The organism is Bacillus sp. ISL-77 (assembly GCF_018613105.1).
Genome location: NZ_JAGGQY010000078.1, coordinates 14,824 through 41,547, shown reverse-complemented (window position 1 = coordinate 41,547; position 26,724 = coordinate 14,824). Strand labels below are relative to the sequence as shown.

Annotated in this window: 26 protein-coding genes, 1 tRNA gene and 1 pseudogene; 7 read left to right on the top strand and 21 right to left on the bottom strand. The window is 38.3% G+C overall.

The window, feature by feature from the left end; translation table 11 throughout:
* Positions 1 to 43 precede the first annotated feature (43 nt).
* A complete protein-coding gene (locus J7E77_RS26770; RefSeq protein WP_214718184.1) occupies positions 44 to 1,639 on the top strand; it encodes an acetolactate synthase large subunit in 1,596 nt (531 codons plus the stop codon).
* 137 nt (positions 1,640 to 1,776) lie between these two features.
* On the opposite strand, the gene J7E77_RS26765 is transcribed toward J7E77_RS26770, so the two are convergent.
* From J7E77_RS26765 to J7E77_RS26740, 6 genes and pseudogenes are all read right to left on the bottom strand, one after another.
* Positions 1,777 to 2,337: a hypothetical protein gene (locus J7E77_RS26765; protein ID WP_214718182.1), complete on the bottom strand. Its 561-nt coding sequence runs from the start codon at positions 2,335 to 2,337 to the stop codon at positions 1,777 to 1,779.
* A 228-nt stretch (positions 2,338 to 2,565) separates the two neighbouring features.
* A pseudogene (locus J7E77_RS26760) lies at positions 2,566 to 2,997 on the bottom strand (isocitrate/isopropylmalate family dehydrogenase); the annotation flags it as partial.
* 180 nt (positions 2,998 to 3,177) lie between these two features.
* Positions 3,178 to 5,118, bottom strand: a complete 1,941-nt coding sequence (locus J7E77_RS26755; protein WP_214718173.1) for an FUSC family protein — start codon at positions 5,116 to 5,118, stop codon at positions 3,178 to 3,180.
* A 174-nt stretch (positions 5,119 to 5,292) separates the two neighbouring features.
* Positions 5,293 to 7,476, bottom strand: a complete 2,184-nt coding sequence (locus J7E77_RS26750) for a malate synthase G (protein WP_214718171.1) — start codon at positions 7,474 to 7,476, stop codon at positions 5,293 to 5,295.
* A gap of 92 nt (positions 7,477 to 7,568) precedes the next feature.
* Positions 7,569 to 8,801, bottom strand: a complete 1,233-nt coding sequence (gene iscB, locus J7E77_RS26745) for an RNA-guided endonuclease IscB (protein WP_214718170.1) — start codon at positions 8,799 to 8,801, stop codon at positions 7,569 to 7,571.
* A 584-nt stretch (positions 8,802 to 9,385) separates the two neighbouring features.
* Positions 9,386 to 9,559, bottom strand: a complete 174-nt coding sequence (locus J7E77_RS26740) for a hypothetical protein (RefSeq protein ID WP_214718169.1) — start codon at positions 9,557 to 9,559, stop codon at positions 9,386 to 9,388.
* 212 nt (positions 9,560 to 9,771) lie between these two features.
* On the opposite strand from J7E77_RS26740, the gene J7E77_RS26735 reads away from it, so the two are divergent.
* Together J7E77_RS26735 and J7E77_RS26730 are read left to right on the top strand one after the other, a co-directional pair.
* Entirely contained in the window at positions 9,772 to 10,281 is a 510-nt protein-coding gene (locus J7E77_RS26735) for a DUF2243 domain-containing protein (RefSeq protein ID WP_214718168.1), read from the top strand.
* Positions 10,268 to 11,083 (top strand): cytochrome c oxidase assembly protein, encoded by an 816-nt coding sequence (locus J7E77_RS26730; RefSeq protein ID WP_214718162.1) that lies wholly within the window; start codon positions 10,268 to 10,270, stop codon positions 11,081 to 11,083. Before J7E77_RS26735 ends, J7E77_RS26730 begins: the two co-directional genes overlap by 14 nt.
* A gap of 49 nt (positions 11,084 to 11,132) precedes the next feature.
* On the opposite strand, the gene J7E77_RS26725 is transcribed toward J7E77_RS26730, so the two are convergent.
* Positions 11,133 to 11,855: a DUF2161 domain-containing phosphodiesterase gene (locus J7E77_RS26725; RefSeq protein ID WP_214718160.1), complete on the bottom strand. Its 723-nt coding sequence runs from the start codon at positions 11,853 to 11,855 to the stop codon at positions 11,133 to 11,135.
* A gap of 218 nt (positions 11,856 to 12,073) precedes the next feature.
* Between J7E77_RS26725 and J7E77_RS26720 the strand changes: the two genes are divergently transcribed.
* On the top strand, positions 12,074 to 12,586 hold the full coding sequence (locus tag J7E77_RS26720) for a CBO0543 family protein (RefSeq protein ID WP_214718159.1): 513 nt from the start codon (positions 12,074 to 12,076) through the stop codon (positions 12,584 to 12,586).
* 73 nt (positions 12,587 to 12,659) lie between these two features.
* On the opposite strand, the gene J7E77_RS26715 is transcribed toward J7E77_RS26720, so the two are convergent.
* Positions 12,660 to 13,160, bottom strand: coding sequence for a hypothetical protein (locus J7E77_RS26715; RefSeq protein WP_214718157.1), 501 nt, complete (start codon positions 13,158 to 13,160; stop codon positions 12,660 to 12,662).
* Between the two features lie 207 nt (positions 13,161 to 13,367).
* On the opposite strand from J7E77_RS26715, the gene J7E77_RS26710 reads away from it, so the two are divergent.
* A complete protein-coding gene (locus J7E77_RS26710) occupies positions 13,368 to 13,661 on the top strand; it encodes a hypothetical protein (RefSeq protein WP_168244300.1) in 294 nt (97 codons plus the stop codon).
* A 126-nt stretch (positions 13,662 to 13,787) separates the two neighbouring features.
* Here the strand turns inward: J7E77_RS26710 and J7E77_RS26705 are convergent, their stop codons facing one another.
* The 8 genes from J7E77_RS26705 to J7E77_RS26675 form a co-directional block, all read right to left on the bottom strand.
* The gene (locus tag J7E77_RS26705) at positions 13,788 to 14,387 is read right to left on the bottom strand and encodes a class I SAM-dependent methyltransferase (protein WP_214718156.1); all 600 of its coding nucleotides are present in this window, start codon (positions 14,385 to 14,387) and stop codon (positions 13,788 to 13,790) included.
* Between the two features lie 249 nt (positions 14,388 to 14,636).
* Positions 14,637 to 15,959 carry an aspartate aminotransferase family protein gene (locus J7E77_RS26700; RefSeq protein WP_214718155.1) on the bottom strand — a complete coding sequence of 441 codons (1,323 nt, stop codon included), beginning with the start codon at positions 15,957 to 15,959 and terminating at the stop codon, positions 14,637 to 14,639.
* A gap of 78 nt (positions 15,960 to 16,037) precedes the next feature.
* Positions 16,038 to 16,895 (bottom strand): ABC transporter ATP-binding protein, encoded by an 858-nt coding sequence (locus tag J7E77_RS26695; protein WP_214718154.1) that lies wholly within the window; start codon positions 16,893 to 16,895, stop codon positions 16,038 to 16,040.
* Positions 16,896 to 17,693 carry an ABC transporter permease gene (locus J7E77_RS26690; RefSeq protein ID WP_214718153.1) on the bottom strand — a complete coding sequence of 266 codons (798 nt, stop codon included), beginning with the start codon at positions 17,691 to 17,693 and terminating at the stop codon, positions 16,896 to 16,898.
* 124 nt (positions 17,694 to 17,817) lie between these two features.
* Complete coding sequence (locus J7E77_RS26685) at positions 17,818 to 18,612, bottom strand: ABC transporter substrate-binding protein (RefSeq protein WP_308160793.1); 795 nt, start codon at positions 18,610 to 18,612, stop codon at positions 17,818 to 17,820.
* Position 18,613: 1 nt separating this feature from the next.
* Positions 18,614 to 18,805 carry a hypothetical protein gene (locus J7E77_RS30940; RefSeq protein WP_251028201.1) on the bottom strand — a complete coding sequence of 64 codons (192 nt, stop codon included), beginning with the start codon at positions 18,803 to 18,805 and terminating at the stop codon, positions 18,614 to 18,616.
* Positions 18,806 to 18,927: 122 nt separating this feature from the next.
* Positions 18,928 to 20,037: an iron-containing alcohol dehydrogenase family protein gene (locus J7E77_RS26680; protein ID WP_214718152.1), complete on the bottom strand. Its 1,110-nt coding sequence runs from the start codon at positions 20,035 to 20,037 to the stop codon at positions 18,928 to 18,930.
* A gap of 307 nt (positions 20,038 to 20,344) precedes the next feature.
* On the bottom strand, positions 20,345 to 21,724 hold the full coding sequence (locus J7E77_RS26675; protein WP_308160792.1) for a sigma-54 interaction domain-containing protein: 1,380 nt from the start codon (positions 21,722 to 21,724) through the stop codon (positions 20,345 to 20,347).
* Between the two features lie 266 nt (positions 21,725 to 21,990).
* Here J7E77_RS26675 and J7E77_RS26670 point away from each other — a divergent pair, with 266 nt between their 5' ends.
* Positions 21,991 to 22,683, top strand: coding sequence for a Dph6-related ATP pyrophosphatase (locus tag J7E77_RS26670; protein ID WP_214718151.1), 693 nt, complete (start codon positions 21,991 to 21,993; stop codon positions 22,681 to 22,683).
* Positions 22,684 to 22,831: 148 nt separating this feature from the next.
* Here J7E77_RS26670 and J7E77_RS26665 read toward each other — a convergent pair whose 3' ends face one another.
* From J7E77_RS26665 to purU, 3 genes are all read right to left on the bottom strand, one after another.
* Positions 22,832 to 23,254 (bottom strand): SRPBCC family protein, encoded by a 423-nt coding sequence (locus J7E77_RS26665; protein ID WP_214718143.1) that lies wholly within the window; start codon positions 23,252 to 23,254, stop codon positions 22,832 to 22,834.
* A gap of 239 nt (positions 23,255 to 23,493) precedes the next feature.
* Positions 23,494 to 23,700: a CDGSH iron-sulfur domain-containing protein gene (locus tag J7E77_RS26660; protein ID WP_308160791.1), complete on the bottom strand. Its 207-nt coding sequence runs from the start codon at positions 23,698 to 23,700 to the stop codon at positions 23,494 to 23,496.
* A gap of 158 nt (positions 23,701 to 23,858) precedes the next feature.
* A complete protein-coding gene (gene purU / locus J7E77_RS26655) occupies positions 23,859 to 24,758 on the bottom strand; it encodes a formyltetrahydrofolate deformylase (protein WP_214718139.1) in 900 nt (299 codons plus the stop codon).
* A gap of 167 nt (positions 24,759 to 24,925) precedes the next feature.
* On the opposite strand from purU, the gene J7E77_RS26650 reads away from it, so the two are divergent.
* Positions 24,926 to 25,012: transfer RNA gene (locus J7E77_RS26650), tRNA-OTHER, on the top strand.
* A 225-nt stretch (positions 25,013 to 25,237) separates the two neighbouring features.
* On the opposite strand, the gene J7E77_RS26645 is transcribed toward J7E77_RS26650, so the two are convergent.
* The gene (locus tag J7E77_RS26645; protein ID WP_214718137.1) at positions 25,238 to 25,396 is read right to left on the bottom strand and encodes a hypothetical protein; all 159 of its coding nucleotides are present in this window, start codon (positions 25,394 to 25,396) and stop codon (positions 25,238 to 25,240) included.
* Positions 25,397 to 25,725: 329 nt separating this feature from the next.
* Positions 25,726 to 26,646 (bottom strand): carbohydrate kinase family protein, encoded by a 921-nt coding sequence (locus J7E77_RS26640; protein WP_214718135.1) that lies wholly within the window; start codon positions 26,644 to 26,646, stop codon positions 25,726 to 25,728.
* Positions 26,647 to 26,724 lie beyond the last annotated feature (78 nt).

Genomic DNA, 26,724 nt, shown 5'->3' with positions numbered 1-26,724 from the left:
ATAGAAAACATAGGATAAAAATCAAGGTTTTTTGGAGGATCAGATGAAAGTAACAGATGTACTCGTCCATTGTTTAGAAAACGAAGGTGTGGAATATGTGTTTGGGATCTTCGGCACGGAGACACTCGATCTTGCTGATTCATTATCAAAATCAACACAAATTCAGTATGTGAATGTCAGGCACGAGCAAGGGGCTGCTTTTATGGCCGATGTTTATGGTAGATTATCAAAAAAAGTCGGCGTTTGTTTATCGACGTTGGGTCCAGGAGCAACAAATTTATTGACTGGTATTGCCAGCGCTCAGCTCGATCATTCACCCGTGGTGGCATTAATTGGACAAGCTGGCGTGGAACGTCACCATAATGAATCACATCAATATATAGATATAGCTAAATTGTTTGAGCCGACAACAAAGTGGAGCACTCAAATCAAGGAATCCCAGACTGTCCCCACGATTATTCGAAAAGCATTCAGAGTGGCAAAAATGGAGAAACCAGGTTCGGTCGCTATTACGTTACCGGAGAACTTTTCCACTCAAATGATTCCTGGGAAGCCTTTGCCGGTAACATCTTTGCCTGAAAGTGTCCCAGTTAATGAGGCACTCGTAGAAGCAACCACACTTATTAAACAACACCTAAAACCATTTATTATCATTGGTAACGGAGTAATCAGGCAGGAGACATATCCTGAGTTGCTGACCTTTATCAATACCATTCAATCTCCTGTTACCCACAGTTTTATGGCAAAAGGTGTGTTACCGAAGGAACACCCGCTGAATTTCTTTACGTTTGGATTTAATGAAAACGATGAAGTTTTACCAGGCATGGAGGAAGCAGATTTACTGATTGTTATCGGCTTCGACTTTGTTGAAAAACTGCCGAAAGACTGGAATCCTAAGAAACTTCCGGTTCTACATATCGATACTTTACCTGCCGAAATAAATGAATATTACCCTGTCGGGGTTGAGCTGGTCGGGAACATTAAGATGACACTCCAAATGCTTAATCAATCAGAGCTCCCAACTAAATCCTGGGTACCTTCTGGGGAACTTAAAGAACAAATAAAGACTGCTTATCAAATCGACCAAGATCAGCCAGACTCCAGCACACTGCCCTATACAATTGAAAATGTTCTCCATTGTATTGAAAGTCTTACTTCAGAGAACACAATTGTGATTTCTGATGTCGGTTCCCATAAGGTTTCAATCGCCCGTACCTATCAGCCCAAAATGCCAAACCAGTTAATCATCTCAAACGGTCTAGCTTCAATGGGAATTGCCATACCAGGTGCCATCGGAGCAAAACTGGCTTGTCCAGATGACGACGTTATTTGTATTACTGGTGATGGCGGCGCGCTCATGAATTTTGCAGAATTAGAGACGGCCAAACGTCTAGGACTCTCTTTCCTCATTATTGTTTTAAATGACTCAATGTTAAAACTTGAGGTTCAGCAAATGAACAAAATGTTTGGAGAAAACTACGGAGTCACCTTCCAGAACCCGGATTTTGTTAATTTAGCTGCTAGCTTCGGTATTAAAGGAATAAGAGCCAGCACCCTTGGTGAATTTGAAAACATCCTCAAAGAGGAGCTGCAGCCCCTAGAGGAAATCGTTGTAATCGAGGTTGCCATGCAAAATTGACCCTAGCCTGGAATATGGACAACTCCTTTTTGAATAAGTAGATAGGAATGAAATGTACATTGCCGACTTTGGAATCTTTAAACCACCAGGAACAAATATAGGGGCTGCTCCTAACACAGGTGTGATTTGGAGGGTTACTAGTTTATAAACTTCTTAAACCTTTTTAAAAATGTTAACCCAATAACAACCCAAATCCAGTTATAAAAGAAAGAAAACAAAAAAATACTGCCTGTTGTTAGGATGGAAAAAGAACCAGAAACAGTTGGACCCAAGACTGGGAATCTAAAAACATATAAAAGGTTGATTATTCCAATCGTTAAAAAAGTAGCCCCAAAAGCAATGATGCTTATTCTTTTCTTGAGAAAATAGAAAGCGATTCCGGTCCCCAGCCCTAACAAGCCAGTGGTAAAGGGGAAGATAATTAATTCACTAGGTTGAAGGATTAAAAGCAATAGATTGGTAAGGAAATAGGACATGGCGCCAAGTGGAAGGGAGAGGATCGAACAGAATAGAATGGGAGCGGTCGCAAAAGGGCTGATAAAATAACCCATTACAGGTAAAGAACCACCTGCTGCCTGGAGAACAGCTGCAATGCTAGCAAATAGTGCAGCTAGAACAAGGCGTTTTGTTTTAGAATTTTGTTTGAAGACTAATTGCGCTGAATGAATATCATCCAAAATTGATTTGAACAAATACATCGGTTCCACCTCGTTTTTTTCGTTTCTTTTCATTCAATATATTATTATTTATTGGTGATGGAACCGATGCGTAATTTAAATTAGAAATTGAAACGATAACATATTAGTTTATTATTAACTTCCTAATAATCTCTTCTGTTACTTCTCCTGTTGAATGACTTCCTCCAAGGTCTGGTGTTAAGATGCCCTCATTGGTGACGTTTTCAATAGTATCTAGTAATAAAATTAGATTCTCCCGCCAACTGAACTGTATTCTCCTTCACTATTTTCCCTGACGACCATTAAATCAAAGTCTTTGGGGTTAATCAACGGCGATTTCACACCTTTAAGTACTTTCGCAGGTCTAATATTAATGACCTGTTCGAATTCTCGTCTTATTTTAATGAGAAGTCCCCAAAGTGAAACATGATCTGGAACGAGTTTGGCGTTACCCACGGCCCCAAGAAAAATAGCATCAAACTCTTTTAATCTTTCAAGTCCATCTGCGGCCATCATTGCTCCATTTTTCAAATAATATTCACACCCGTACGGAAAATGGGTGAATCCAAACTTAATGCCGCCATGGATATTTGCTATTGTATCCAACACTTTAATTGCCACAGGTACAACTTCATTTCCAATTCCATCCCCAGGTATAGATGCAATTTTTAAATTCTTCATCTTTCCACCACCTTTAATTAGTATCGATTCAGTCGACAGATCGCATGAATATTTTTACATTACATGAATATCATAACACTTTTTTAAAATATAAAAATACACAGAAATATGAAATAATTTTTTGTTATAGTCACCTATTGTAAACATCGCTATAGGTCCTTCTTTTACTTTAACAGAAACTCAACTTTCCATTTGAAGCGACTTTTGCAGGCTGATAATTTCACTTTGAATGCTAGGAAATGCTTCGATGTTAGGTACAGTTTTTAAAGAAGGCGAACGTTTTCGAGCGGTGGCATTGGCCATCGTTTCACATATATAAAGCAATTGGGAAAGTGTTTCATCTGATAGAATTGGACGTTCTTCGGTTCTTGAACAATTTTCTAGTAAATATCCTAAATGCTCGATCGAAAAAATTACCGGCCAGTAGTATTCCACTGCTTTTTGATTAACCGGAATCTCGCCTGCAGCTGTAGTATATAACGTAATTAAATTAATAATATTCGTACGCATTTTTCTTAATTCTCTACTCTCCGAAGCAATAAAACCTTCTCCTTGATCTGAAAAGAGGATGATCAAAAATTGAGCCTGACTTCGGATGGTTTTGGTGATTAAATGTGGCAGTCGACTAGAGGCTGATCGCCTCCCTACTAACCATACACCGATGAGACCTATACTAATTCCGATCAACACATCGATTAATCTGGCCGAGGCAAAATAGGAAAAGCTAAAACTTCCATGACTCGTGCTTTCTGCCATTAATAATGCATTCGGTGTAAAAAATAAGGCTGCCAATCCATAATTCTTTACAATAAAAAGTTCCGTAATAAACGTCAATAGTAAAACGAAAAAAGCAATAATGTAACCATCTGGGTGCATAGCAAGAATGAAACTAGCAATTAAAATACCAATGATGGTACCCAATCCTCTTTGAATGGCACGATGATAGGTCGCAACAATGGTAGAGCCTGACAAAACAGCTACACAGGATAAAGGGACCCAATAGGACCGTACAAATGCAAACTGAAAGGCAATAATTGCAGCGCTGGTCGTAATAACGCCGAATCGTATCGCCGTAATAAAAACAATCGAGTGTTTATCAAAGGAACCCATAAAAATAGTCTTAAAGGAAGGTTTGGAAATTCGAATCGTTTGATTTATTTTAGATGTTGGTTCATTCATGATGGCATCCGCATCATAAACGATTGTAAATAATTGAGCCACCTTTTCATCCATAACTGAAGGCTGAAGAATTTTTTTTGAAAAACTTTCTCCCTTTTTCTTATGGTCTAGTGAATGAGCCATTTCCCGGATAGTTTGACCCAATTCTGGTGGGAAGTTGGAATGACTATCTGAAAAATTTTCAAGGGCATACAAAAATATTTGATTGGCATGATCGTTTAATACGTATAAACGATTAAAGAGATCCGTTGTTCGACAAGGGATATACCCTGCTGCCAATGTTTCTTCAGCTTCTTTCAAAACGGACATAACTCGATGTCTCGGAATAGAAAATTTATTTGTACCAACGGAATCGAGAAACGCAGCCAATTCCAAATAAACTCTTTGGACGACCCCTGTTTCTGGGCCGTGTGGATTGAAGAACCAGCCAAACATGGCAATCATCCACGATAGGGTTCCACCAAGAAAGACAAGAGCGGCTCGTAACGGGGCAAGCTCTGGTTGGATTGGCATCCCAGTAGTCATCGAAAAAACCAACACAAAAAAGATGGCAGAGGGTCCCGTTATTCGTAATGCACCAAAAATAAAAATAGCAGCTGCTCCAATGATCCCCATTAAAATGGCGATAGCAAGCGGATATGGAGCAGATAGTGTCCCTAATACTGAGACCAAACACATGCCAAGAATGACAAAAACTAGCTTTTTTGCCCGCTGAGCATAGGGGATATTAAATACATAAAGATAGGTAAAGCCCCCCATCCCGGCTAACAATCCATATTCTAAATTACCAAATAATAATCCAATAATAACAGGGAGTGCTGCAGCAATACCTGCACAAAATGCCTTTAGCCAGGGAAATGGCTTCTTATTCACTGCCATCGATTGCTTTATAATAGTTAGGAATTTAGATTTAGAGGCTCCTGCTTTGTGGCTTTCTTCCATCCTGATCGCTTCTTTCCAACATTAGTAAAGTTTCCTTCTGTTCCATATTACTCATTCCTATTTACTCCTTAAAAGGTAATGTATCAAAGCTATTTTTCCTTATGTTGACAGTTTCATTCATCAAAAAAAGCAACTACATCTGTAACCATGTAGTTGCTTGTGATTTTGGCACTATTAATTGTGGTGCTCGACTCTCCATTTGGCTTTAGCTTCAATACGGCGACGATGCAAAATCGGCTCAGTGTAGCCGTTTGGCTGATCATAGCCTTTAAATACTAAGTCGCACGCTGCTTGAAATGCAACAGATTGATCATAATCTACAGCCATCGGGCGATAGGCCGGGTCACCTTCATTTTGGCGGTCCACTACTTTCGCCATCCGCTTTAACGTTTCTTGAACCTGTTCCTTCGTACAAATACCATGGTGCAGCCAGTTAGCGATATGCTGGCTAGAAATCCTTAGCGTGGCACGGTCCTCCATCAAACCCACATGATTAATATCTGGTACTTTCGAACAGCCAACGCCCATTTCTACCCAACGAACGACATAGCCAAGAATGCCCTGGGCATTGTTATCAAGCTCCTGCTGAATTTCTTCAGCGGACCAGTTGGTCTTTTCGGCAGCAGGGATCGTTAAAATCTGATCTCTTAAATCCTGAATATCCTTTGCTAACTCATCCTGCACCTTTGAAACATCTAACTGATGATAATGAAGGGCATGCAGGGTTGCAGCTGTTGGTGATGGAACCCATGCAGTCGTCCCGCCCGCTTGCAGGTGGACGATTTTTTGCTTGATCATTTCAGCCATCAGGTCCGGCATCGCCCACATTCCTTTACCAATCTGGGCCCGGCCTTTGAGTCCAGTGGCGAGTCCGATAAAAACATTGGATTTTTCATAGCTTTGCAGCCAAGTTGAAAACTTCATTTCGTTTTTGCGAATAACTGCTCCTATTTCCATTGAAGTATGGATCTCATCCCCGGTCCGGTCCAAGAAACCAGTATTAATGAAGACAATTCGATCTTTTACTTCACGAATACAATTCTTCAGATTCAAAGACGTCCGGCGCTCTTCGTCCATCACACCAATCTTTAGCGTATTCCGTACAAGACCAAGCATGTCTTCCACGCGATTAAACGTTTCGTTGGCAAACGCCGCTTCTTCGGATCCATGCATTTTCGGCTTTACGATATAGATCGATCCCTTAGACGAGTTTTGATATTTTCCATTCGCCAAAAGAGAATGCTTGGCAATTAAACTGGTAAGGACCGTATCCATTAACCCTTCTGGTACCTCGTTCCCATCCTTATTAAGAATTGCATGACTCTTCATTAAATGGCCGACAATACGAACAAACATAAGCGATCGCCCTTTTAAGGCGAATTCTTCACCTGATGGGGATGTATATTGTCGATCAGGCTGGAGAGATCGCGTGATCGTCTTTCCATTCTTAGTTAGAGCAGCCGTCAAGTCCCCCTTCATCAATCCGAGCCAATTTGAATAAACAAGCACCTTATCCTCAGCATCAACGGCGGCAACGGAATCTTCACAGTCCATAATCGTGGTTAATGCCGACTCTATGAAAATATCTTTAATACCCGCCAGGTCTGTTTTACCAATTGGATGGCTGCGGTCGAATTGGATTTCAAAATAGAGACCATTATTTTTAAACAAAATGGAGGAAGGTTCTTCTGGATTCCCCTGATACCCGAATAGTTTTGTTTCATCTGAAAGCCCTTTGGTTGAGCCATTGCGGAGTAAAACTGCTAATCTCCCATTCACAATCGAATATTTAACAGCTTCCTTATGGGAAAATTGGTTAAGTGGTATGGCTTGATCAAGAAACTCCCTTGCAAAAGCAATTACTTTTTCCCCTCGAACTGGATTATAGCCAGCATTTCGCTGGGCACCGCCGTCCTCACTTATTGCATCCGTTCCATATAATGCATCGTAAAGGCTTCCCCACCGGGCGTTAGCTGCGTTTAAGGCATAGCGGGCATTATCAACAGGAACGACAAGCTGCGGTCCTGCTTTTAAGGCTACTTCCTCATCGACATTTTCAGTAGTAATTTGAAAGTCTGCTGCCTCAGACTCTAAATAGCCAATTTCCTTTAAAAATGATTTATAATTTTCAAAGTGGAAGGATTTATTTATTCGGTGCCAGGCATTGATTTGATGTTGAATGTCATCCCTTCGAGCTAATAGCTGATTATTTTTCGGTGTCAAATCAGCAAAGAGTGTCTCGAAATCAGCCCAGAACTTTTCGCGGTCCAAGCCAGTTCCAGGTAAAGCGTCCTCGTTAATAAACTGATAAAGTACATCTGCTACTTGAAGATTACCTATTTTTACATAGTTTGACATCATTCAATTTCCTGGTAACAAAAAATGTAATAAAACGTACACTTTCCTTATTTTGTTACCAGAATTCACCTCCTTAATAATTTAACTTAACTTCAAAACCAATATATTTTGTTAAATCGCCATAATAATGTAAGCCTAGAAAGACCATATCTTTTCAAAATCTTTCCCTCTATCGTTGTCATGTTACATTGATTTTTTTCTGGATATAAAGCGGTGATATACGCCAAATACCTTTCTCCATTGCGTTTCGTATATTTAACAAAATCCCTGTGATGAAAACCATTTACCGACTCTATTTTTTTATTGGAGTGCTTTCTCATTGGTTTTATCGCCCAATTTTTGATTTCACATTGTTCAGGCCTAACATTTGAATGACAAATAACAATAGCATCATTGGCGTGTGTCTTCTCAATTCCCCAATCCATGCGTTTGTTTGCAGTATCCCCTCCAGTTGTTATAGATAATTGGGATATTTTCTTTAATTCATTTTGAATATAGGTTTTCCCTTGCATAACATGCATGGCATCACTGTACGAGATCTTTTTGCCTTTTACTTTTTGATAGAATCTCATACAATGGTTTAACTCATCGCCAGTTACCTTTCCATGGCAGGTGGAACAAAGGGTGATTAAGTTATGAAGGGAATCACTGCCGTTTAGTCGCCTTGGGGTAATGTGGTGCACTTCCATTCGGGAATTTGTCAATCCACAATCCTGGCAAGTATTGTGGTCACGAATCACTGCTGCTTTTCGAATGTTTTCATCTAAGCGATTGCTTTGTTGATATTCCCATTTGTATGGTTTAAAGCCTTTTTCCAATGCTCGGATATCAATTAAGACATCTTCTAAGAAAATACGGTCGATTCGTATCCACTTGTGGAGTTGTTTGACCACTCTTAAAATAGAATCCTTCTTTTGTTTAATACTTGCTGGAATTCGTCCTTCTCGTTTGGAAGAAGATCGATTATCAAATCGTGCGGGTCTGTATTTTTTATGTTGCCTTCTGTATCGACGGTACCCTCGTCTTACGGCAATTTTTTCTTTGACATTTGTACGAAGTTCAATGGTTCCTCTAAATACAGGTTTATTTCTGGTGTTGCATTTTTGTACTAAAGCAATACCTACAAATTTCGAACCATCGTCAATGCCTAGATGAACGGATGTTGAGTCGATTTCATCTACAGGGATTCCTTTTTTTAGCTGAATCACCATGGGAAATTTGCTTTTCAATGCAGCTTTCTGTTTCCGAATTAAATACCATGCACGATTTTCTTTTGTTGGAGATAACTTGTTGCCTTTTGCATCTAACACAAAACAATGGGTCATTTCTGACCAGCCTCCGTTACGGGAATTTTCCTCCTTGCCAAAGTCAATGGACAGGACATGCTATTTCGGTGGTAAGTTTCCAAACCCTAGGAAACGGTCTTCCTCCTAGCTAACAGAGCAGCAGACTGGTGGACACATCCGCAGGTGTTTCTTTACCTTATCCACTAACGTAGTTCATCGTGCTATTTCCTTTTCAGGAAACTACACTCACCTAGGCTTGAGAGCACGAATGAGCTTCATACAAAATGATTGGGTTCCATTTTAGTATGATTTAGATGAATTTGTTATGATTTTTCTCTTACTGATTCGAGCTCCTTATGTAGCTTAAACTTTTACAACCACTTAGTAATCTGTGATTCTATTCAAAATGAACAAATAAGAATCTTTATTAACCTTTACCCCCTTTCTCCTCTCCGCCAAAAAATATGAAGCGCTTCCTTTATTATACAATAATTGAAACAAGAAAAAACCTTGCAGTATGCAAAGTTATCTTTTAATACGATATCCGTTAAAAATGGGAATGATGTCAGCAACAATTACCGTCAGATGCTGCCCGAGGTCTGTATCACTTATTAAATCTATAATTACTTAGCCGAAAGGATTTTGATTTCATTTTCAGCCTCAACCATCCTGCCAAATCGATAGCCTTCAATCAGTACATGCCGCTCATGATCACTTAGTCGACGCTTCCATTTCGTTTCTAAAAAATAGATGACTTCGTTATAAAGAATTTCCTGATATTCAAAAGGTTTATTCATAAATAAGTCTCCTTCCTATCTTTATCGCCCTATGCTTAACAGTCTTGACAAATTGAGGAGAAATTAAAAATAAGAATTTTTATCCACCCATTTTAGCTATCAACTCAATAAGATAACTTTAAGGACAGGCACTCTTCTGGAAACCTGTTTATTGTTAATACATTTAGGGTAAATTGAAATGCAGAAGAATTAGTTGGATAAAGGAGAAGAAAATGGAACAGAAAAATAAGATTACTAATCACAAGAATTACCCTGCATACATAAGTCGAAATCTCTGGTCTGGCATTCTGTTTGGCATTGGACTGGTCGCTTTTATAGACGAAACTATTTTTCATCAATTACTGCATTGGCATCATTTCTACGATAAATCTACGACTACGATTGGACTAGTCTCTGATGGATTTTTTCATGCGTTTAGCTGGTTTGCGACAGTTGGGTCATTATTTATGGTTGCCGACCTTCGCCGCCGTAGTGGATGGCTGCTACCGAGGTGGTTGGGCAGTGTATTGCTTGGGGCTGGAGGATTCCAATTATATGATGGAACCATCCAACATAAACTGATGAGACTTCACCAAATACGCTATCAAGTAAATATCCTACCCTACGACATGGTGTGGTACACAACCTCTGTTCTGATGATTATTCTAGGCATCGTCCTCCTAGTTCGCACGAATAAGAGATATAAACCATCAGGAGTCCCCAAAGAAAATGCACATACATAATCACATACAACATGGTTCTGAAATGGGAATACCTGGCTTGATTCCCCAACTGATATTAACTCTGCCGTTTATTATGGCATTAGTGATCTATCTCTACGCAGTCATTCTAACTAAGCGACGGAAAAAATCATGGCGGTTTTTCCGAATGGTCTTGTGGATCGGAGGATTGTCCTGTTCCTTAGCTGCTATATCAGGACCTATGGCCGCTCGTTCCCATCAAGATTTCACGTCACATATGCTCGGCCATCTCCTGCTCGGGATGCTGGCACCGCTTCTTATGGTCCTGGCCGCCCCAATGACACTAATTCTGCGAACATTAAACGTAAAGCAAGCACGGCTCTTATCCCGTATTATAAAAAGCAACCCAATCAGATTCATCAGTAATCCTATTGTAGCCTCACTCCTAAATGTCGGCGGCCTTTGGGTCCTCTATACAACTAGCCTATATCAAACGATGCAACATAACGCACTGCTTCACAGCGTAGTCCACCTGCATGTATTCCTTGCGGGCTATTTTTTCACAGCAGCCTTTATTTATACGGATCCCCACCCACACCGGACGAGTAATCTATTCCGTTCGAGCGTATTAATCATCGCCTTGGCATGCCACGGCATTCTTTCAAAATATATTTATGCTCATCCGCCAATGGGAGTTCCCATTGCCCAAGCCAAAACGGGCGCTTTCCTTATGTATTATGGTGGAGATGCCATTGACTTGATTCTGATCACTATCTTTTGTTATCAATGGTTCAAAGAAACACGACCGCGAACGACCCAAGTATATTTTGAACATAGAGAGTAAAAAAGACTGTCCCAAGTAATTTTTGGGGCAGCCTTTTAGGTAGTAGCAGTTAAGTAACCTGGTCGTCGCCTAAACTAGTTAAATAATAATTTATCAACTCCGGATATTCCTTGATTTCTTCTTTCCCCTTCTCAGTTATTACATAGATACCTCGTTTAATCCTTTCAAACCAACCATAATAGTTTTTAGTAAGGACCGAAGAAGTATTTTTTCCAGATCCCAATTGATTTAACTTTTTCGGGGATAATGGACCCAAATTTTCTAGGTAACACGCAATTTGGATGCAATTTTCTTTATAAGCTGTCATAATCTTGGTTCGATTACTGCCGCCCACATTATAGTCCGCACTTCGGCCTTTAATTTCCTTCATAATAGAATCTCGCTTGCGTTTGTTTTTGCGGCGAATAAATGGAGTGGGCTCGAAAATAATTTCTGCCCTTCCCCGTTTTCCTGGGCTCGAAACAACAATCATTCCCAGCTCCAGCCTGCGAATTAAATGGCATTTTTCTGTCCACCGTTTAGAATTTAAACGATGCTTCGGTTTCGGTATCGCCACATAAACTTTATCCGTAATACGCTGCCGTTTGGCCGCCTGTATTAGTAAATCCACACTTAGGGTGAGTTTTAATTCAATGACAACTAACTCTTCATCTTTCACTGCAACAATATCGCAGTCCTTCACTTCCCCGTAAACCTCATACCCTTCACGTAAAAAATAAGTCTGAATGGGTTTATATAAATCTATCTCTTGCAGCTTTTTTGTTTCCGTCACACGGTATCACCACCCAATGCAAACCTTTAGAATCATACTTACAAATGTAACCCATTTTTTCTTTTTGGAAAAGGATGTTTCACCGATGAAAGAACTTAATTCTTTAAATGATTTGTAGAATTTATAACTGAATTAAAAAATTTTATTATTACTCACCTATGGATGGTATATCTACTTTTGGGAAATATAGTATATATTAACTTCTAGGAGTGTACCTCATGATTGCCATCATCTATTCGGTTATTTGGATAATTGCTGCCTTTAAGTTCGCAGATCGTAATTGGAAGGTATATTATCCTACGATGCTTTTTGCTTCCCTAGGAGACGCATTATATGAACTCCTTTGTTATAAATATCAACTTTGGCAATTGGAACCCAATGGGATACAGTTTGCTATGATTCCGATATTGTTACTAACTTTGATTGGAATGCCCCTATCGACATGGGTTTACCTTTCCAAATATCCTTTTAGAAAAGGCGTCCTCTCTCAATCTCTTTACATCGCCTTTTTTACAAGTGTCTATATTGTTTTGGAATATTTTGCGGTGAAGGGCGGATCTATTACCTACCATCATCATTGGAATTTATTATGGTCCCTATTATTCGTAATGGTTATGTTCATGATCATTCGAATCCATTTTAAAAGGCCCATCCTCGCCCTTATCTTTTCTGCGATCTTTGCTATTTTTCTATGTTTCATCTTTGATGTTACCCTTGACAAAATGAAGTAATTTTAATTTCCGGTGTCAGTGCTCTACCGTCTGTCCACTTTCAGACGGAAGTATGCTGACTACACCAAAATCATTATGATTCTTGTTTTTCCCAAAATTCATAGATCAATTCTTGAAAAATTTCATTTATACTTTTCTTTTTATGTTTTTTAATCCACTCAACCTGGTCGATTGGCAGATTTAGTTTTAAACTAACATCCTCATTTGGCATTTCCACTTTTCTTATTTCTTCGATGGTAATGCCTTCTTCTATATTCGGAAACCAAGATTCATTTTCGTTTACCCGTTTGAAGTCTTGATATTCTTTGATATCATCGAGCGCACAGAATAAATTAAGTTGTGGCAAGCCTCCAGCCAGAATTTTTACATGCATAATGGAATTTATGATTCTCCCATCTTCAAATTCTATCTCAACAATTAGGTTTTCAACGGTTTTATATTTTTTTACAACAACCTCACTTACAATCAAATCCAATTCTAAGGTAAAGCCTGAGCTCGATTCAAAGATGTAAACCGCATTTCTAAATACATGAATACTCTCGCCATCGATTGTGACTGATTTTACAACTGCCATAAACCTTTCCTCCATACATTTGGTTCATCTATTAGTTCATTGAAACTACGCTTATTTTAAAGCGGTAATATTGATTCTCACTCTTTAAATTTACCATATAAATGAAGTGACAGTTGAATTTTTATTTCAACTTTTAATACTCAATAATTTTTATGCCAATGGGGAATATTAGAAGAGGCAATATATTGGAAAGAGGTGAACGAGTTAATGAATCAAGATCTTACAATTGATCCTAACCAAATGCCTAAATTCAATAGTCATGAGGAAGCAAGAGGTTGGTTTAAAGGGCAATTTGGAGACCGATTTTTACTAAGGATGACGGATATGAAAGATGGAAAAAGAGTGAATTTTTATCATCTCGTCAAAGACCCTGAGGTGTACAAGCCTTACATGGAGAGCTTTGCCAGCGTCGTTCAACATGAAATCACCAACATGGACGTCTTCAAAAGCTATACAACTATCGAAATTGATGACAATGGGAATGTTGAAATCAAGGATTAAATTTTGGGGGTTGACCCCAGGAGCGTTAAATCAATAAAAGATAAGAAAAAGAGACTGGCTGACTCAACAATGTTGTTTTTAGACAACATTAGAGCCAGCCTTCCAATATGGAGACTCTTGAAAAAACTATGCTTTCTTATTATTTTTGGCTTCAGCAAAAACAAATAAATCACGATAATATTTTTGCACCTTTATTATTGAGATATCATGAGCCTTTAGTAAGTCAAAGGTATTCCTATTTAAACAGCATCCATCACAGATTTTTTTCCAAGCGGGAGTTAACCAGTCCTGGAGTGTGGATAAAAACCGATTTTGCATTTTTACATGCTCAAATAGTAGAATTTTACCTTCAGGCTTACATACTCGTTTCATCTCTAAAATGGCTATATCCGGATTTGGAATCGTACAAAATACAAGTGTTGCCACTACTGTATCGAAAGTATCCGCAGCAAAAGGCAGTTTTTCTGCACTTGCCTGAACGATTTCTATTGGGACTAGTGATTGCTTATGTTTCGATAAGGAACGCTCAATCATATGTTGATTCGGTTCAATCGCAGTCACTGTTTCTGCAGATTCATATAAAGGAAAATTAATTCCTGTACCCGACCCTAATTCTAGGACACTTCCCGTTGCCTTTGAAAGAAGTTCCATGCGAATCCTCTTAAACTTCTTTTTCTCCAACGGATTCATAAAAAAATCATACCAATTTGCAAATAAACGACTCAAAATTTTCAACTCCAAACAAGTAACCACAAAGGACTCAGATATATTTATTTTAACAAACGATGCCCGGTAAGGTTGTTACTAAATAATTAACAGTATACCATTTTTCAGCTAATATCCTTGTATAATTTTCTTTCTTAAAAACATATTAGTTTACATAATATATTTATAACAAACTATTTTGCCTACACAAGACAAAATAAAAAGCGATGAGAGAAAAATCTCAACGCTTATCATGCTGTTTGCTGATTATTATTTTACTGGCTGCATCAATGTCGCTTCATACTCCGATAATGCTTCATCAAGTATTTGAAGCCCTTCATCAATTTGTTCCTTGGTAACGATTAACGGAGGAATCATTCGAATGACTTCCCCATGATTTCCGCACAGATAGAATAAAACACCTTTTTCAAGCGCGAGATCAAGAATTTTTAACAATCCTTCACCATTCGGTCCACCTGTCACTGGGTCAATGATTTCAATCCCAATCATTAAGCCAACCGCACGGATGCTGCCAATAACAGAGTGACGTTCTTTAATTTGTTCTAGCTGCTGAACGGCATAGCTTCCCATGTTTCGAGTGTTTTCAAGTAGGTTTTCCTCTTTCATTACTTCCAAGGTAGCTAGTGCAACGGAACATGCAATTGGATTTCCGCCAAACGTTGTCCCATGACTTCCGAGTGGCCATTGTTTCATTAATTCACTGGAAGAGACCGTCGCGCTAAGCGGAAGACCATTGGCAATTCCTTTGGCGATTGCCATAATATCTGGGGTTACATCAAAGGTTTGCGCTGCGAACCATTGACCTGTACGGCCAAATCCTGTTTGAACTTCATCAAATATCAATAAGATATTGTGGCGATCACAAATCTCACGAACTTTTTTTAACCAGCCCTTTGGCGGAACCACATAACCACCTTCACCGAGCACAGGCTCTAGAATCACACATGCGACCTCTTCCGGTGTTACTTGATGGCTAAATAATGATGCAAAATCTTTTTCTAATTTTTCGATCACATAGGTTTCAGGATCCATACCTGCTGGACATTCTTTTACATTCGCATAAGGAACTTGATAGGTAAGTCCAGACGGTTGGATAAATTTCCGGTACTTGCTTTTCGATGTAGTCACACTTAATGCGCCTAAAGAACGACCATGGAAACAACCTGTAAAGGAAATGACATAAGGTCGTTTCGTCACATATTTTGCTAGTTTAAGAGCGCCTTCGATTGCTTCCGTTCCACTATTGGCAAAGAAAAAGCAATCAAGGTCCCCAGGTAAAATTTCAGCAAGTTCATCGGCTAAACGTAAAATCGACTCATACATAATCACGCCAGAAGGACCATGCATCAATCCATCTGCTGCATCTTTAATGGCTTGCACCACCTTTGGATGACGATGCCCAACATTTGTTACGGCTATCCCGGATGTAAAATCAAGATACTTCTTTCCATCCACTCCAAAGTAATAGCAGCCTTCCTCTTTAACAACTGGTAGATTTGGATGGTCCTTCGCCATGCTAGGTGCAAGTCGATTTGGCATATTTTTCACGAGGTGATCCCATTTGTTCTCCATACTTTGACCTCCATATTCGTAATCCTTTTCTCTCGAAATTACGGGTTTCTTCTATTATTATCAGTTTAGTGACGTGAGTTATTTAATCGCTTTTAAACTTTCATCACGAATCAGCGACAATAATTCTTCTTTGTATTCGGCAAACTCGAGTGTAGCTTTTACACTAAAATCTCTAGGTCTCTCTAATGTTATAGGGATCTTTTTCTTTAAACGACCTGGTCTTGCAGTCATCACATAAACGGAATCTGCTAAAAAGATCGATTCATCAACATCATGCGTAATAAATAAAATCGTCTTTTTGGACTCTTCCCATGCTTTAAGGAGCACTTCTTGCATAATGTTTCTAGTTTGGGCATCCAATGCTCCAAATGGCTCATCCATTAATAATATTTTCGGATCGTTTGCCAGCGCCCGTGCAATCGCTACACGTTGTTTCATCCCACCTGATAATTGAATCGGGAAATGCGATTCAAATCCTTCTAAACCGATTAATTGCAAGTAGTGTCTTGCAATATCGTCCCTTTCTTTTTGAGAAACACCCTTTAGCTTTAGTCCAAAGGTAATATTCTCTTTGACAGATAACCATGGAAATAAAGTGTACGATTGAAACACCATACCTCGATCAGGTCCAGGTCCATTGATTTCCTGCCCATCAAGAAGAACTTTTCCTGACGTTGCATCTTCTAAACCTGCGACAATCCTTAACACGGTGGATTTGCCACAACCTGAAGGTCCTAAAATGGTGACAAATTCCCCTACCTCAATCGAAAAGGAGGTTTTTTCTAATGCGGTTGTTTCACCTTTTTTTGTTTTAAAGACTTTCCCTACCTCTTTAATTTCTAACTTTGGGGTACCCATTTTTGAAACAAGAGATTCTCTCTGTTTTGGTACAACTATTTCTTCTACTTCTTTCACTTTTAATCCAGGTGTAACCATCTAGAAACCATCCTTTCTCATCCAAGAAAACGAAGCCTTGTATATAGCTTTAAAGAGAATATCTGTAATCAGCCCCAGTAAACCAATAATTAGAATGCCCACGATGATTTTATCCGGCTGCAGAAAACGTGATGCCTGCATGATCATATATCCTAAACCACTAGATGCACCAACGATTTCAGCAACGACTAAATATGTCCACGCCCATCCGAATGTAATACGAAGCGTATCAACAATTCCCGGTAATGAAGCAGGCAGAATTACCTTTGTGAACACCTGTGCCTTCTTTGCGCCTAATGTGTAGGAAACATCGACTAAATCATTTTGAACATTTTTCGTAACGTCCATAATCATCAGTGTCAGCTGAAAAAACGTTCCTAAGAAAATGACACTCATTTTTTCGGTCTCTCCAAGTCCAATCCAAAGTATAAGTAAAGGAATGAAGGCGGATGCCGGCATATAGCGAATGAATCCGATGATCGGTTCAAATGCTCCCTCCATAATCCGCAGCGATCCCATTAAGATCCCTAGAGGTATGCCAATAATGGCAGCAGCTAGAAACCCGAAAAGAACCCTTGTAAAACTGATTCCAATATCAGAGAGAATCTCACCATTAATGAACATATCGACGGCTGTCGCTAATACAGCAGTTGGAGTTGGTAAGAATAAAGGATTAACAAACTGGCCGTAACTGAGTACAGACCAAATCAATAGAAAAATAATAAATGTTAAGAAGCCAGCCGAAGTATAAAACATTTTTGGAATTTCCTTATTAGGAGTAAACAATTTTGCTATCATTTTTTCTCACCTATTTTCTTATGCGTTTTATTTTGAAAAAAAGCCTAACTGATGAGGGGTAAAAAACAACTCATGAGTCAGGCTGATCAAAGTGAATCCAAAAATAATTTAGCAAGTAAATTTCTTACTTTTGGAAAGTTGGATTGATGACATCTTCTGCTTTTGGCTCTGTTTTAAGAAGTTTTTGATCCTTGTAAAACGAAATCGCATTTTCTGTTGATTGATAAATGGAACCTTTTGCACTTTCCGTGCCAAATAATTTTACGTTATCTTCTTTTGAAAAGAATTTCAAACCAGTTACCGTTCCTTCAAATTCTCTTAGGTCAATTTTTAAACCTTTCGCCATAATTTCGTTGGCTTCTTTTTCATGTTCTTTCCAGTAAGTCATTGCTTCGCCCATAGCTTTTACAAAAGCTTCCACATCTTTCGGACGATTTTTGATGACATCTTCTTTAAAGCTGACGGTATCAACAATAATTCCTGATAGATCTTTAGTTGTTAACAATACCTTTCCGTTTGCTTGTGCTCCTTTTGATAACCAAGGCTCCCATGTTACGGCTGCATCCACTTTACCAGCTGCAAAAGCTGCACCAGCATCGCCTGCAGACATTTGGACAACTTGCACATCTTTTTCAGTTAATCCGCCTTGTTTTAAGGCTTGTAGTGCTAGCATATGGCTTGTTGAACCAACTTCAAATGCTACTTGTTTCCCTTTTAAATCTTTCACACTATTAATTCCTTTTTTTACAAGGATGCCATCTCCGCCGTATGAATCATCCAATAACCAAACAACTTGAACTGGGATTTCAGAGGCTGCTAATGAAACTTGCACATCCAGTGCTGTTGCCATCCCGTCAATTTTCCCGCTTGCTAACGCTTGTTTACGTTCACCTAATCCTTCAACAATGGAAAGATCCACATCAATTCTTTTTGAAAAAGCCCTTTTCCTTTGCTAAAAATAATGGGCCATATCCTGTCCATGTCGGCAATGTCACTCTCAAAGGTTCAGACGACTTCCCATTTTCTGCAGTACTTGCCGCGTCCTTTTTTCCACATGCCGCTAACGCGAATAACAACATCAACGAGCAAACAACTAATAACCATTTTTTCATCCTACATTCCCCCTTGATTGATTAAAAAAATTATCTCTCTTTCGTGTAGCTAGCTTCATAGAATCAAGTTTTTTCAACCATGTTGCTCTTTTTTAAATGGACTGCCTACGAATAAAGAACCATTACTGTGCAGCAACACCAGTAGTTAACATCCCATTTCCTATTTCATCTGCTCGGCGGACAGCTTCAATCACCATTTCTGGTGTGACTTCAAATGGCATATTTGCCATATCTTCAATAGTAACGGTAATGTCACCAAGCCTTCTCCACTGACTATTTGTTAAATTTGTTATCCCCATTTGCTTTAAAGTAAAAGGAAGTCCTACTTCCTGGTAATAACTTATTAACGTTTTCAACTCATCATCACTGGTATTCTCCATACACAACTGTGCAAGAATACCAAAGGCAACAATTTCACCATGATAGGTGTGGTGCACTTCAGGGAAAATCGTTAATCCGGAATAGATGGCATGCGCTCCAGCTGTCCGGCAATCATCCCCGCCATACCCACTTACACTGCCACTGACTAAAATAACGGTATCTATCACATTTTCGAATTCTTTTGTCACTGTTTGTGCTCTTACAGCATTGACAGACTCTTTCCCTATTTGAAGCAACGTTTGGTACACCTGACCTGCTATCGCAATGGCCGTCTGATTTAAGGCGGTTGGTGTTGCTTTTTTCACAGAGGATTTCGTTTCGAAATATTTAGCCAATGTATCGCCAATACCTGCTATTAAAAAACGAACGGGCGCCTTCATGATAATTTCCGAATCTACCAAGACTAAATCAGGAGCTTTTGACTTTCGTTCAATCCCGATAAATTCACCTTCATTGCTGTAAAGAATGGTAAAAGGTGTGGCAGCTGCACAAGTTGCGGCGATTGTTGGTATGGCAACTAAAGGTTTGTTAAGTCGGTAAGCAACGGCTTTCACCGTATCAATTGCTTTACCTCCACCTGCCACGATGAGGACATCGATCTTTTCATCTCTTAAGTCGGCTACTACTCTATCGATATTCGATTCGGAAGATTCTCCTCCATACCACAGGGAATTCTTCAATAAAATCCCATGCTCTAACAAACTTTTTCGTAATGAAACTTCTACAATTTCTTTACTTGTATGGCCTCCAATAAGGGCGGCAGAGTTTCCGAAGTTTTTTATGTAAGTTCCCGCTGCTTCTAATAAACCCTTATTTCTAATATATTGAGCTGGTCCTACTGTTACTTTCATAATCCACCTCTTCTCCACTAAAGTTATTTAAAAATGAATAATATTCCTTAAATATAAATATTTGTCTATTTTATGTCAATATATTTTCCTAATATTCTATCATCAATTGAATATACACAAATTGAAATAAAAATACACTTACAATGTTATTTGAGAATATTTACGTTTATTATTTTTGTATAAATATAAGCAATAAAGAACCGCTTTCCCTTCGTATCGCCCCCCTTATAAGGAATAGCCTTGCTAAGAAACCTCCCTTGGTTGGTCCACTCATTACTAAAATATAATGCAAGTTTCGTGCCACTCTTTATTCTATTTCGTATTTTCTGAGTTTTCTAAATACAGATGGTTGACTGATTCCTAATGCTTTAGCCATGTTAATCGTTGTTTTGTATTGTTTTCTAGCTTTTATTAGCACTTGCTTTTCAACGCTTTCAAGAATTTCATTCAAGGAGCGATTGGTTTCTTCAACTGACGTCACATCAGGAAAAGGCTTTCGAAATTGATTAGGTAAATTTCCAATTTCAATCAGCTGTTTAGGTGAGGTGACTACCAGTCTTTCAATTAAATTGATTAATTCCCGCACATTTCCCTTCCACTCTTGTGTTAACAATAGATGGATAACACCCTCATCAAGGCTGCGCTCCCGGCCGTACTTTTTTGAAAAAAACGCTAAAAAGTGTTCAATCAACGGAATAATATCAGTTGACCGCTTCCTTAATGGCGGAATGGTGATGGGTACCACATTTAAGCGAAAATAGAGGTCATGTCTAAAGGTTTTTTCTTCAACTGCATTCTCTAAGTTTTTATTTGTCGCGGCTAGGATACGGAAATCAACGGTTCGAAGCCTCGTTCCACCGACACGATAAAATTGCTTTTCCTGAATAAATTTGAGGATTTTCACTTGATCTGCTAATGACAACTCACCAATTTCATCTAAAAATAATGTCCCACCTTCAGCAAGTTCCGCTAACCCTACCTTCCCTTTCGAATTTGCACCCGTAAATGCACCTGATTCATAACCAAAAAACTCTGCCTCAAAAAGGGATTCGGGTATGGCCCCACAGTTCACCTCGATAAAAGGTCCGTTCTTTCTCGAACTCTTCTTGTGAATAAATTTAGCAATATGTGATTTTCCCACTCCTGTTTCCCCCAGCAGTAACACATTGACATCGATTTCAGCTACCTGTAATGCGAGTTGGAGGACTTTTTTCATTTCTATACTGGTTGCTATCATCCCATCAGAATCAAACTGAAGATTTCTCAGCAATTCAAGCTCACTTTTCACTCGTTCCATTTCGTCTTCGATGTCAATTAAGTATTTTTTCATGTTAAGTAACTCTGTTACATCATGTGAATAACTGACAATTCGGACGAGCGTTTTGTTAGCATCGAATACAGGAATCCCCGTAACAAGTAACTTATCGCCATTATTAGTTGTTTGGACAAGGGTAATTTTCTTTTTTTCTTTAATGACCAAAGGGGTCAAAATCGGTGTAAAAACCCCTTCTTTTTCAAGTTCATAAACGGATCGGCCGATCATTTCATTTGTCTTCATATTATAAATACCTTCGGTTGCTTCACTCACCTTCAAAATAATGCCATCTGTATCGGTCACTAAAATATCGTCTTGCAATGAATGAAGAATGGCTTCATTTTCATTCCAAACTTTTATTTCATCATTCACAAATAATCCTCCCTTCTCGAATTCCAATCAATGAAAAATTATTCATTTATGAATAATAAACCAGCAAAATTTCTTGATAGTTCAGTTATATCAGATGATTGATAATTTTTATACTTTTTTGAATAAATTATTTAAAATTGTATAATGAAATACGTATCACTTAATGTTTTACTTGGATTCCCATCTACGAGCTCGGGTTATTAATCTTTATGATAAAATATCATTATGACAAACATGAAAATATCATTAAGGGGAGATGATGAATCTTGAAAAAACGAATAGCTTTATCTTGGAGTGGCGGAAAGGATTGTTGCATGGCCTTAGATACTTTAATTTCGCACGGATTTGAGGTTGTTTGCTTGGTTACAACTGTTCCCAAAGAACTTGGGCGAACATTTGGCCATGGAGAGCGAACAGAAATGATAAAACTACAAGGTGAAGCTTTAAACCTACCTGTTCATTTTATCGAATGTACATACGAAAACTATACAAGTCAATTTGTCGAAGAAGTGCTTTCCTTGAAAAATCAATATAATGTAACGGGAATAGCCTACGGAGATCTATATTTAGATGAACACAGGGAATGGGGAGAAAAAGTCGCTATCGCTGCAGATGTTGATGCCCTGTATCCACTATGGATGAAAAAGGAAGCTTCTTTACAATCATTGGATAAGTTTGTCCATTCTGGTTATGAAGCAATCGTGATCCGCGTACGGGAAGATGTATTAGATGACATGTGGCTTGGTAGAATCATAGATGAATCGTTCCTACAGGATGTTCAACAGACTACTATTTGTCCGATGGGAGAATCCGGTGAATATCATACCTTTGTATATGATGGACCACTATTTTCAAAGAGGATTCAATTGGAACATGGAGAATTAATCCAGCTGGTAACCACAAAGAAACTAGAATTTAGGAGTTATCGACTTATTGAGAGTGGTACCCGTCATTGTTGAATCAGCATGCACAAAGGTAGCAAAGTGAGTTCATCTTCATCACAAAATAAAAAGGAGAAAATCAGCCTTGAACTGATTTTCTCCTCTCTATTTTTCCAAAAAAATCCCTATTAAAGGGATTCCCTTGAAAACAATCTTTTCGATTTGATTATTGCTCGCTATATTTTTTAAAATTATCTAAAATGGCCTGCCATCCTGCTTGTTGCATCTCAATTGAATTGGTGGTTTCTGCATCAAAAGTTTCGATTACCTGGGTTTCATTTCCACGACCTTTAAAAGTAATATCAACTTTTCTTCCATCCCCCATGGTATAAGAAATAGCCTCATTTAATTTCACTTCATCATAAATCCCACCAAAATCAAAGCCAAAACTGCCATCTTTTGCTTCCATTCTTGTGAGAAATTTCCCGCCAACCGTTAAATCATTTTCAGCAATTGGCGTGTGCCAGTCATCTGAAGCATTGTTCCATTTCGTTATATGATTTGGCTCTGTCCAATATCCCCACACTTTTTCTACTGGTGCATGAACTGTTGCTTTTACCGTTATTTTCTCATTATTACCTTTTGTCATTTTATTTACCGCCTCTCATAATACACTTAGTTATTAAGTTGAATTCCTTTGGCGTACAAACTTCATGGTGACACATACCTGATAATATATTATCAACTATTCACCATGTCCGCAATAAACAGTCTTGGATTATGAAATTCAATAAAATAAGAACAGCCAAGATTTGTTTGCCCATCCTGGCTACACCTACAGAATCCAAAAGTGCTACAAAACCCTGGAAAGAGTGGTGCCTGACACCTTTACTTTCCGTCAGTCACTCTTGGGCTGCTTTCAAATCCGCCTTTCTTATGTGATCCATCACAAAACGGCTTTTTGTTGGAAAGTCCACAACGGCATAGATACACTTTTGCCTTCTTCGGATATTCATTTCCTTCGGCATCCATGATTTGAAAGTCTCCATTTACAGCTAGTGGACCATTATCGTTAATCTTAATTTGATTTTCCATTTTCCTCATCCCCCTAGTATTTTAAATGTATATTCACGACGCTTTCCAATAGTCCTAGTTTTTGATTGGAAAAATAGATTAAATCCATTTTTAAAAATCCCGCACAAATAGCCCAATCTAATGATTGGACAGAAAAAAATCCCTATTAAAGGGATTTACTAGAAAACAATTGTTTTATTTTGATGAACGATAATACGGTCTTCAATATGCCATTTTACCGCTCGAGCCAATACGCTTCTTTCAATTCTACGTCCAATTTTCTTAAGGCTGTCCACATTGTCATGATGATCGACCCGACTGATATCCTGTTCGATAATAGGTCCCTCATCCAGGTCATTGGTCACATAATGAGAAGTAGCACCGATTAATTTGACACCGCGGCCAAAAGCTCGTTCATAGGGTCTTGCACCCACAAAGGCTGGTAAAAAGGAGTGGTGAATATTGATAATTTTATTGGGATTCTCTTCGACAAATTTCGGTGACAAGATTTGCATATATCGGGCCAATACCACAAAATCAATGTCATACTCTTTTAGCAGCTTAAGTTGCGTTGCTTCGGCTTGTCCACGAATATCTTTATTGGCTGGAACGTAATAAAACGGGATGTTTAGTCCTTCGACAACCTCTCTTCCTGTTTCATGATTACTGATAACAAGGGCGATATCAGCCATTAAGTCTCCACTTTGCCATTCCCACAAAAGCTCGAGCAAACAATGAAGTTCTTTTGATACAAAGATTGCCGCTTTTTTCACATGATAAACATGCGTAAAGCTCCATTCCATCGAAAACTCCTTAACAATTTCAGCAAACTGAGTCTCCATGTCCTTTGCTTTATCCTTTAAACCTGGGCATTCAAATTCAATCCGAATAAAAAAGGTGCCACCCTCAGGATTGGTGGAATACTGACTGGATTCAATAATATTTGCATTATAGGAAAACAAAAACTTTGATATCGCCGCAACTATGCCAGGTTGATCTGGGCAGCTAACTAATAGGCATCCACGATTCTGATTTTTTTCTTGAAACACTTCAATTTGATCTTTTATATATGAGTTCATGGTAATTCCTCTCTATCATTGTTGAAAATATTATACATTAGATGGACCTAATAGTTAATCATTATTTAGAAAATTGCTAACTGCGCAACATTAGTATAGTTTAGTTTACTAAAAAATTTTGTTATAACTAAGGAATAATAACTTATTTTTGGTACATATTATAGATAGGACTTGTAGCTCAATGAATAGAGCAACTTGCAGCCCTTACACAAAGGTTGCAATGTGTTTTGTGGGTTTAAATCCCACCAAGTCCTATATAAACAACCTCCCAAATTCCTGATTCTATTTTTTCATAATAATAATTCCCTCACTAGGCTAGTTCCTCTCCTTAATGTTATTTTTTCAGATTAGAAGTTGACAATAAGTGCTCTTGGAATCATTTTTGGAGTTTTTATTAGATTTTTGTATCCAATAAGCCTCATTAGATTCATTTTCTCCACTTTTTATTAGATTTTTATAGCCAATTGGCCTCATTGGATTCATTTTCTCCACTTTTTATTAGATTTTTGTATCCAATAAGCCTCATTGGATTCATTTTCACCACTTTTTATTTGATTTTTATAGCCAACAGGTCTCATTGAATTCATTTTCACCACTTTTATTTGATTTTTATAGCCAACAGGTCTCATTGGATTCATTTTCACCACTTTTTATTAGATTTTTATAGCCAACTGGCCTCATTGGATTCATTTTCTCCACTTTTTATTAGATTTTTGTAGCCAATAGGCCTCATTGGATTCATTTTCTCCACTTTTTATTAGATTTTTATAGCCAACAGGCCTCATTGGATTCATTTTCACCACTTTTTATCAGATTTTTATCGCAAGGTACCAATTATTACCATTTTATCTCCATAAAAAAATCAACAATAACATTTAATAACATCCAATAATAAAAACCTGAGTCCATTTCAATATCGGACTAAGCAACTAGTGGCGTTTTATTACCTTCAACTTGATCGTACACTTCAGATTTTTTTGCTAAAGTTGGCAGATAGGGAGCCGATTTCTGTTGTCGCTGCTGCTCCTATTCTATTTGCAAATTGAAGGTACTCTTTTATTTGAGATAGTTTAACCGGCATTCCTTTTTCGTGAAAACAATACAACAGGGCTGACATAAATGCATCACCTGCACCGGTCGTATCAATGGCTTTTACTGTCGGAGCAGGAACAAAAACTTTGTGACCATTAATAACAGCACATGCACCTTTGCTCCCCATCGTTATAAACAGATAGGGAATCTTCCATTTAGATATTTTTTCTAATCCAGCCTCTATTGAATTTGTTTCTGTTAAAAAGTTCAACTCATCTTCCGCCAGCTTCACTAGATGTGCATATTTAAGGAAAGAAGAAACAGTTTGACGACAATGCTGCTCATTTACCCAGCGCTTTAGACGAAGATTAGCGTCAAAAGCAATCATATTGCTGAAATCTTTGGCATATTTTAGCGCAGCTTCTGTTGTCTTTTTTGCTTTTTCATGAAAGAGAGTTCCTGATCCAAAATAAAAGATCTTCGCCTGTTCAAAAACTCCCCTTCTTAATTCGTCTTCAGTTAATACTTCATCTGGAGTGTCGTTGACGTAAGTGTGGAAATACCGCTCACCGCTTGCATTAATATGAACATAGACACCGCAAATCTTTTTACTCGGTGAGTGGACAGAAAATGAAGTATTGATATTTTCTTTCCTAAATTCTTGTTCTACAAATTGACTAATTTCATCGGTTCCAAGTTTACATAAATAATAAGCATGGATACCGAGTCGCCTTGTACCGACGGCCACGTTAACAGTAGCGCCGCCTAATAGTTGTTTATATTGGGTATTGGTTTGGTCTATTGAAATAAAATCTACAAATGCTTCTCCAATTGAAATGACTCCTTGTTGATCCAAGATGATCCTCCTTCAAACATTATCTATGATGATTATATGAAAAAACCTCCTCAAATGCATGTTGAGGAGGTTCTATCT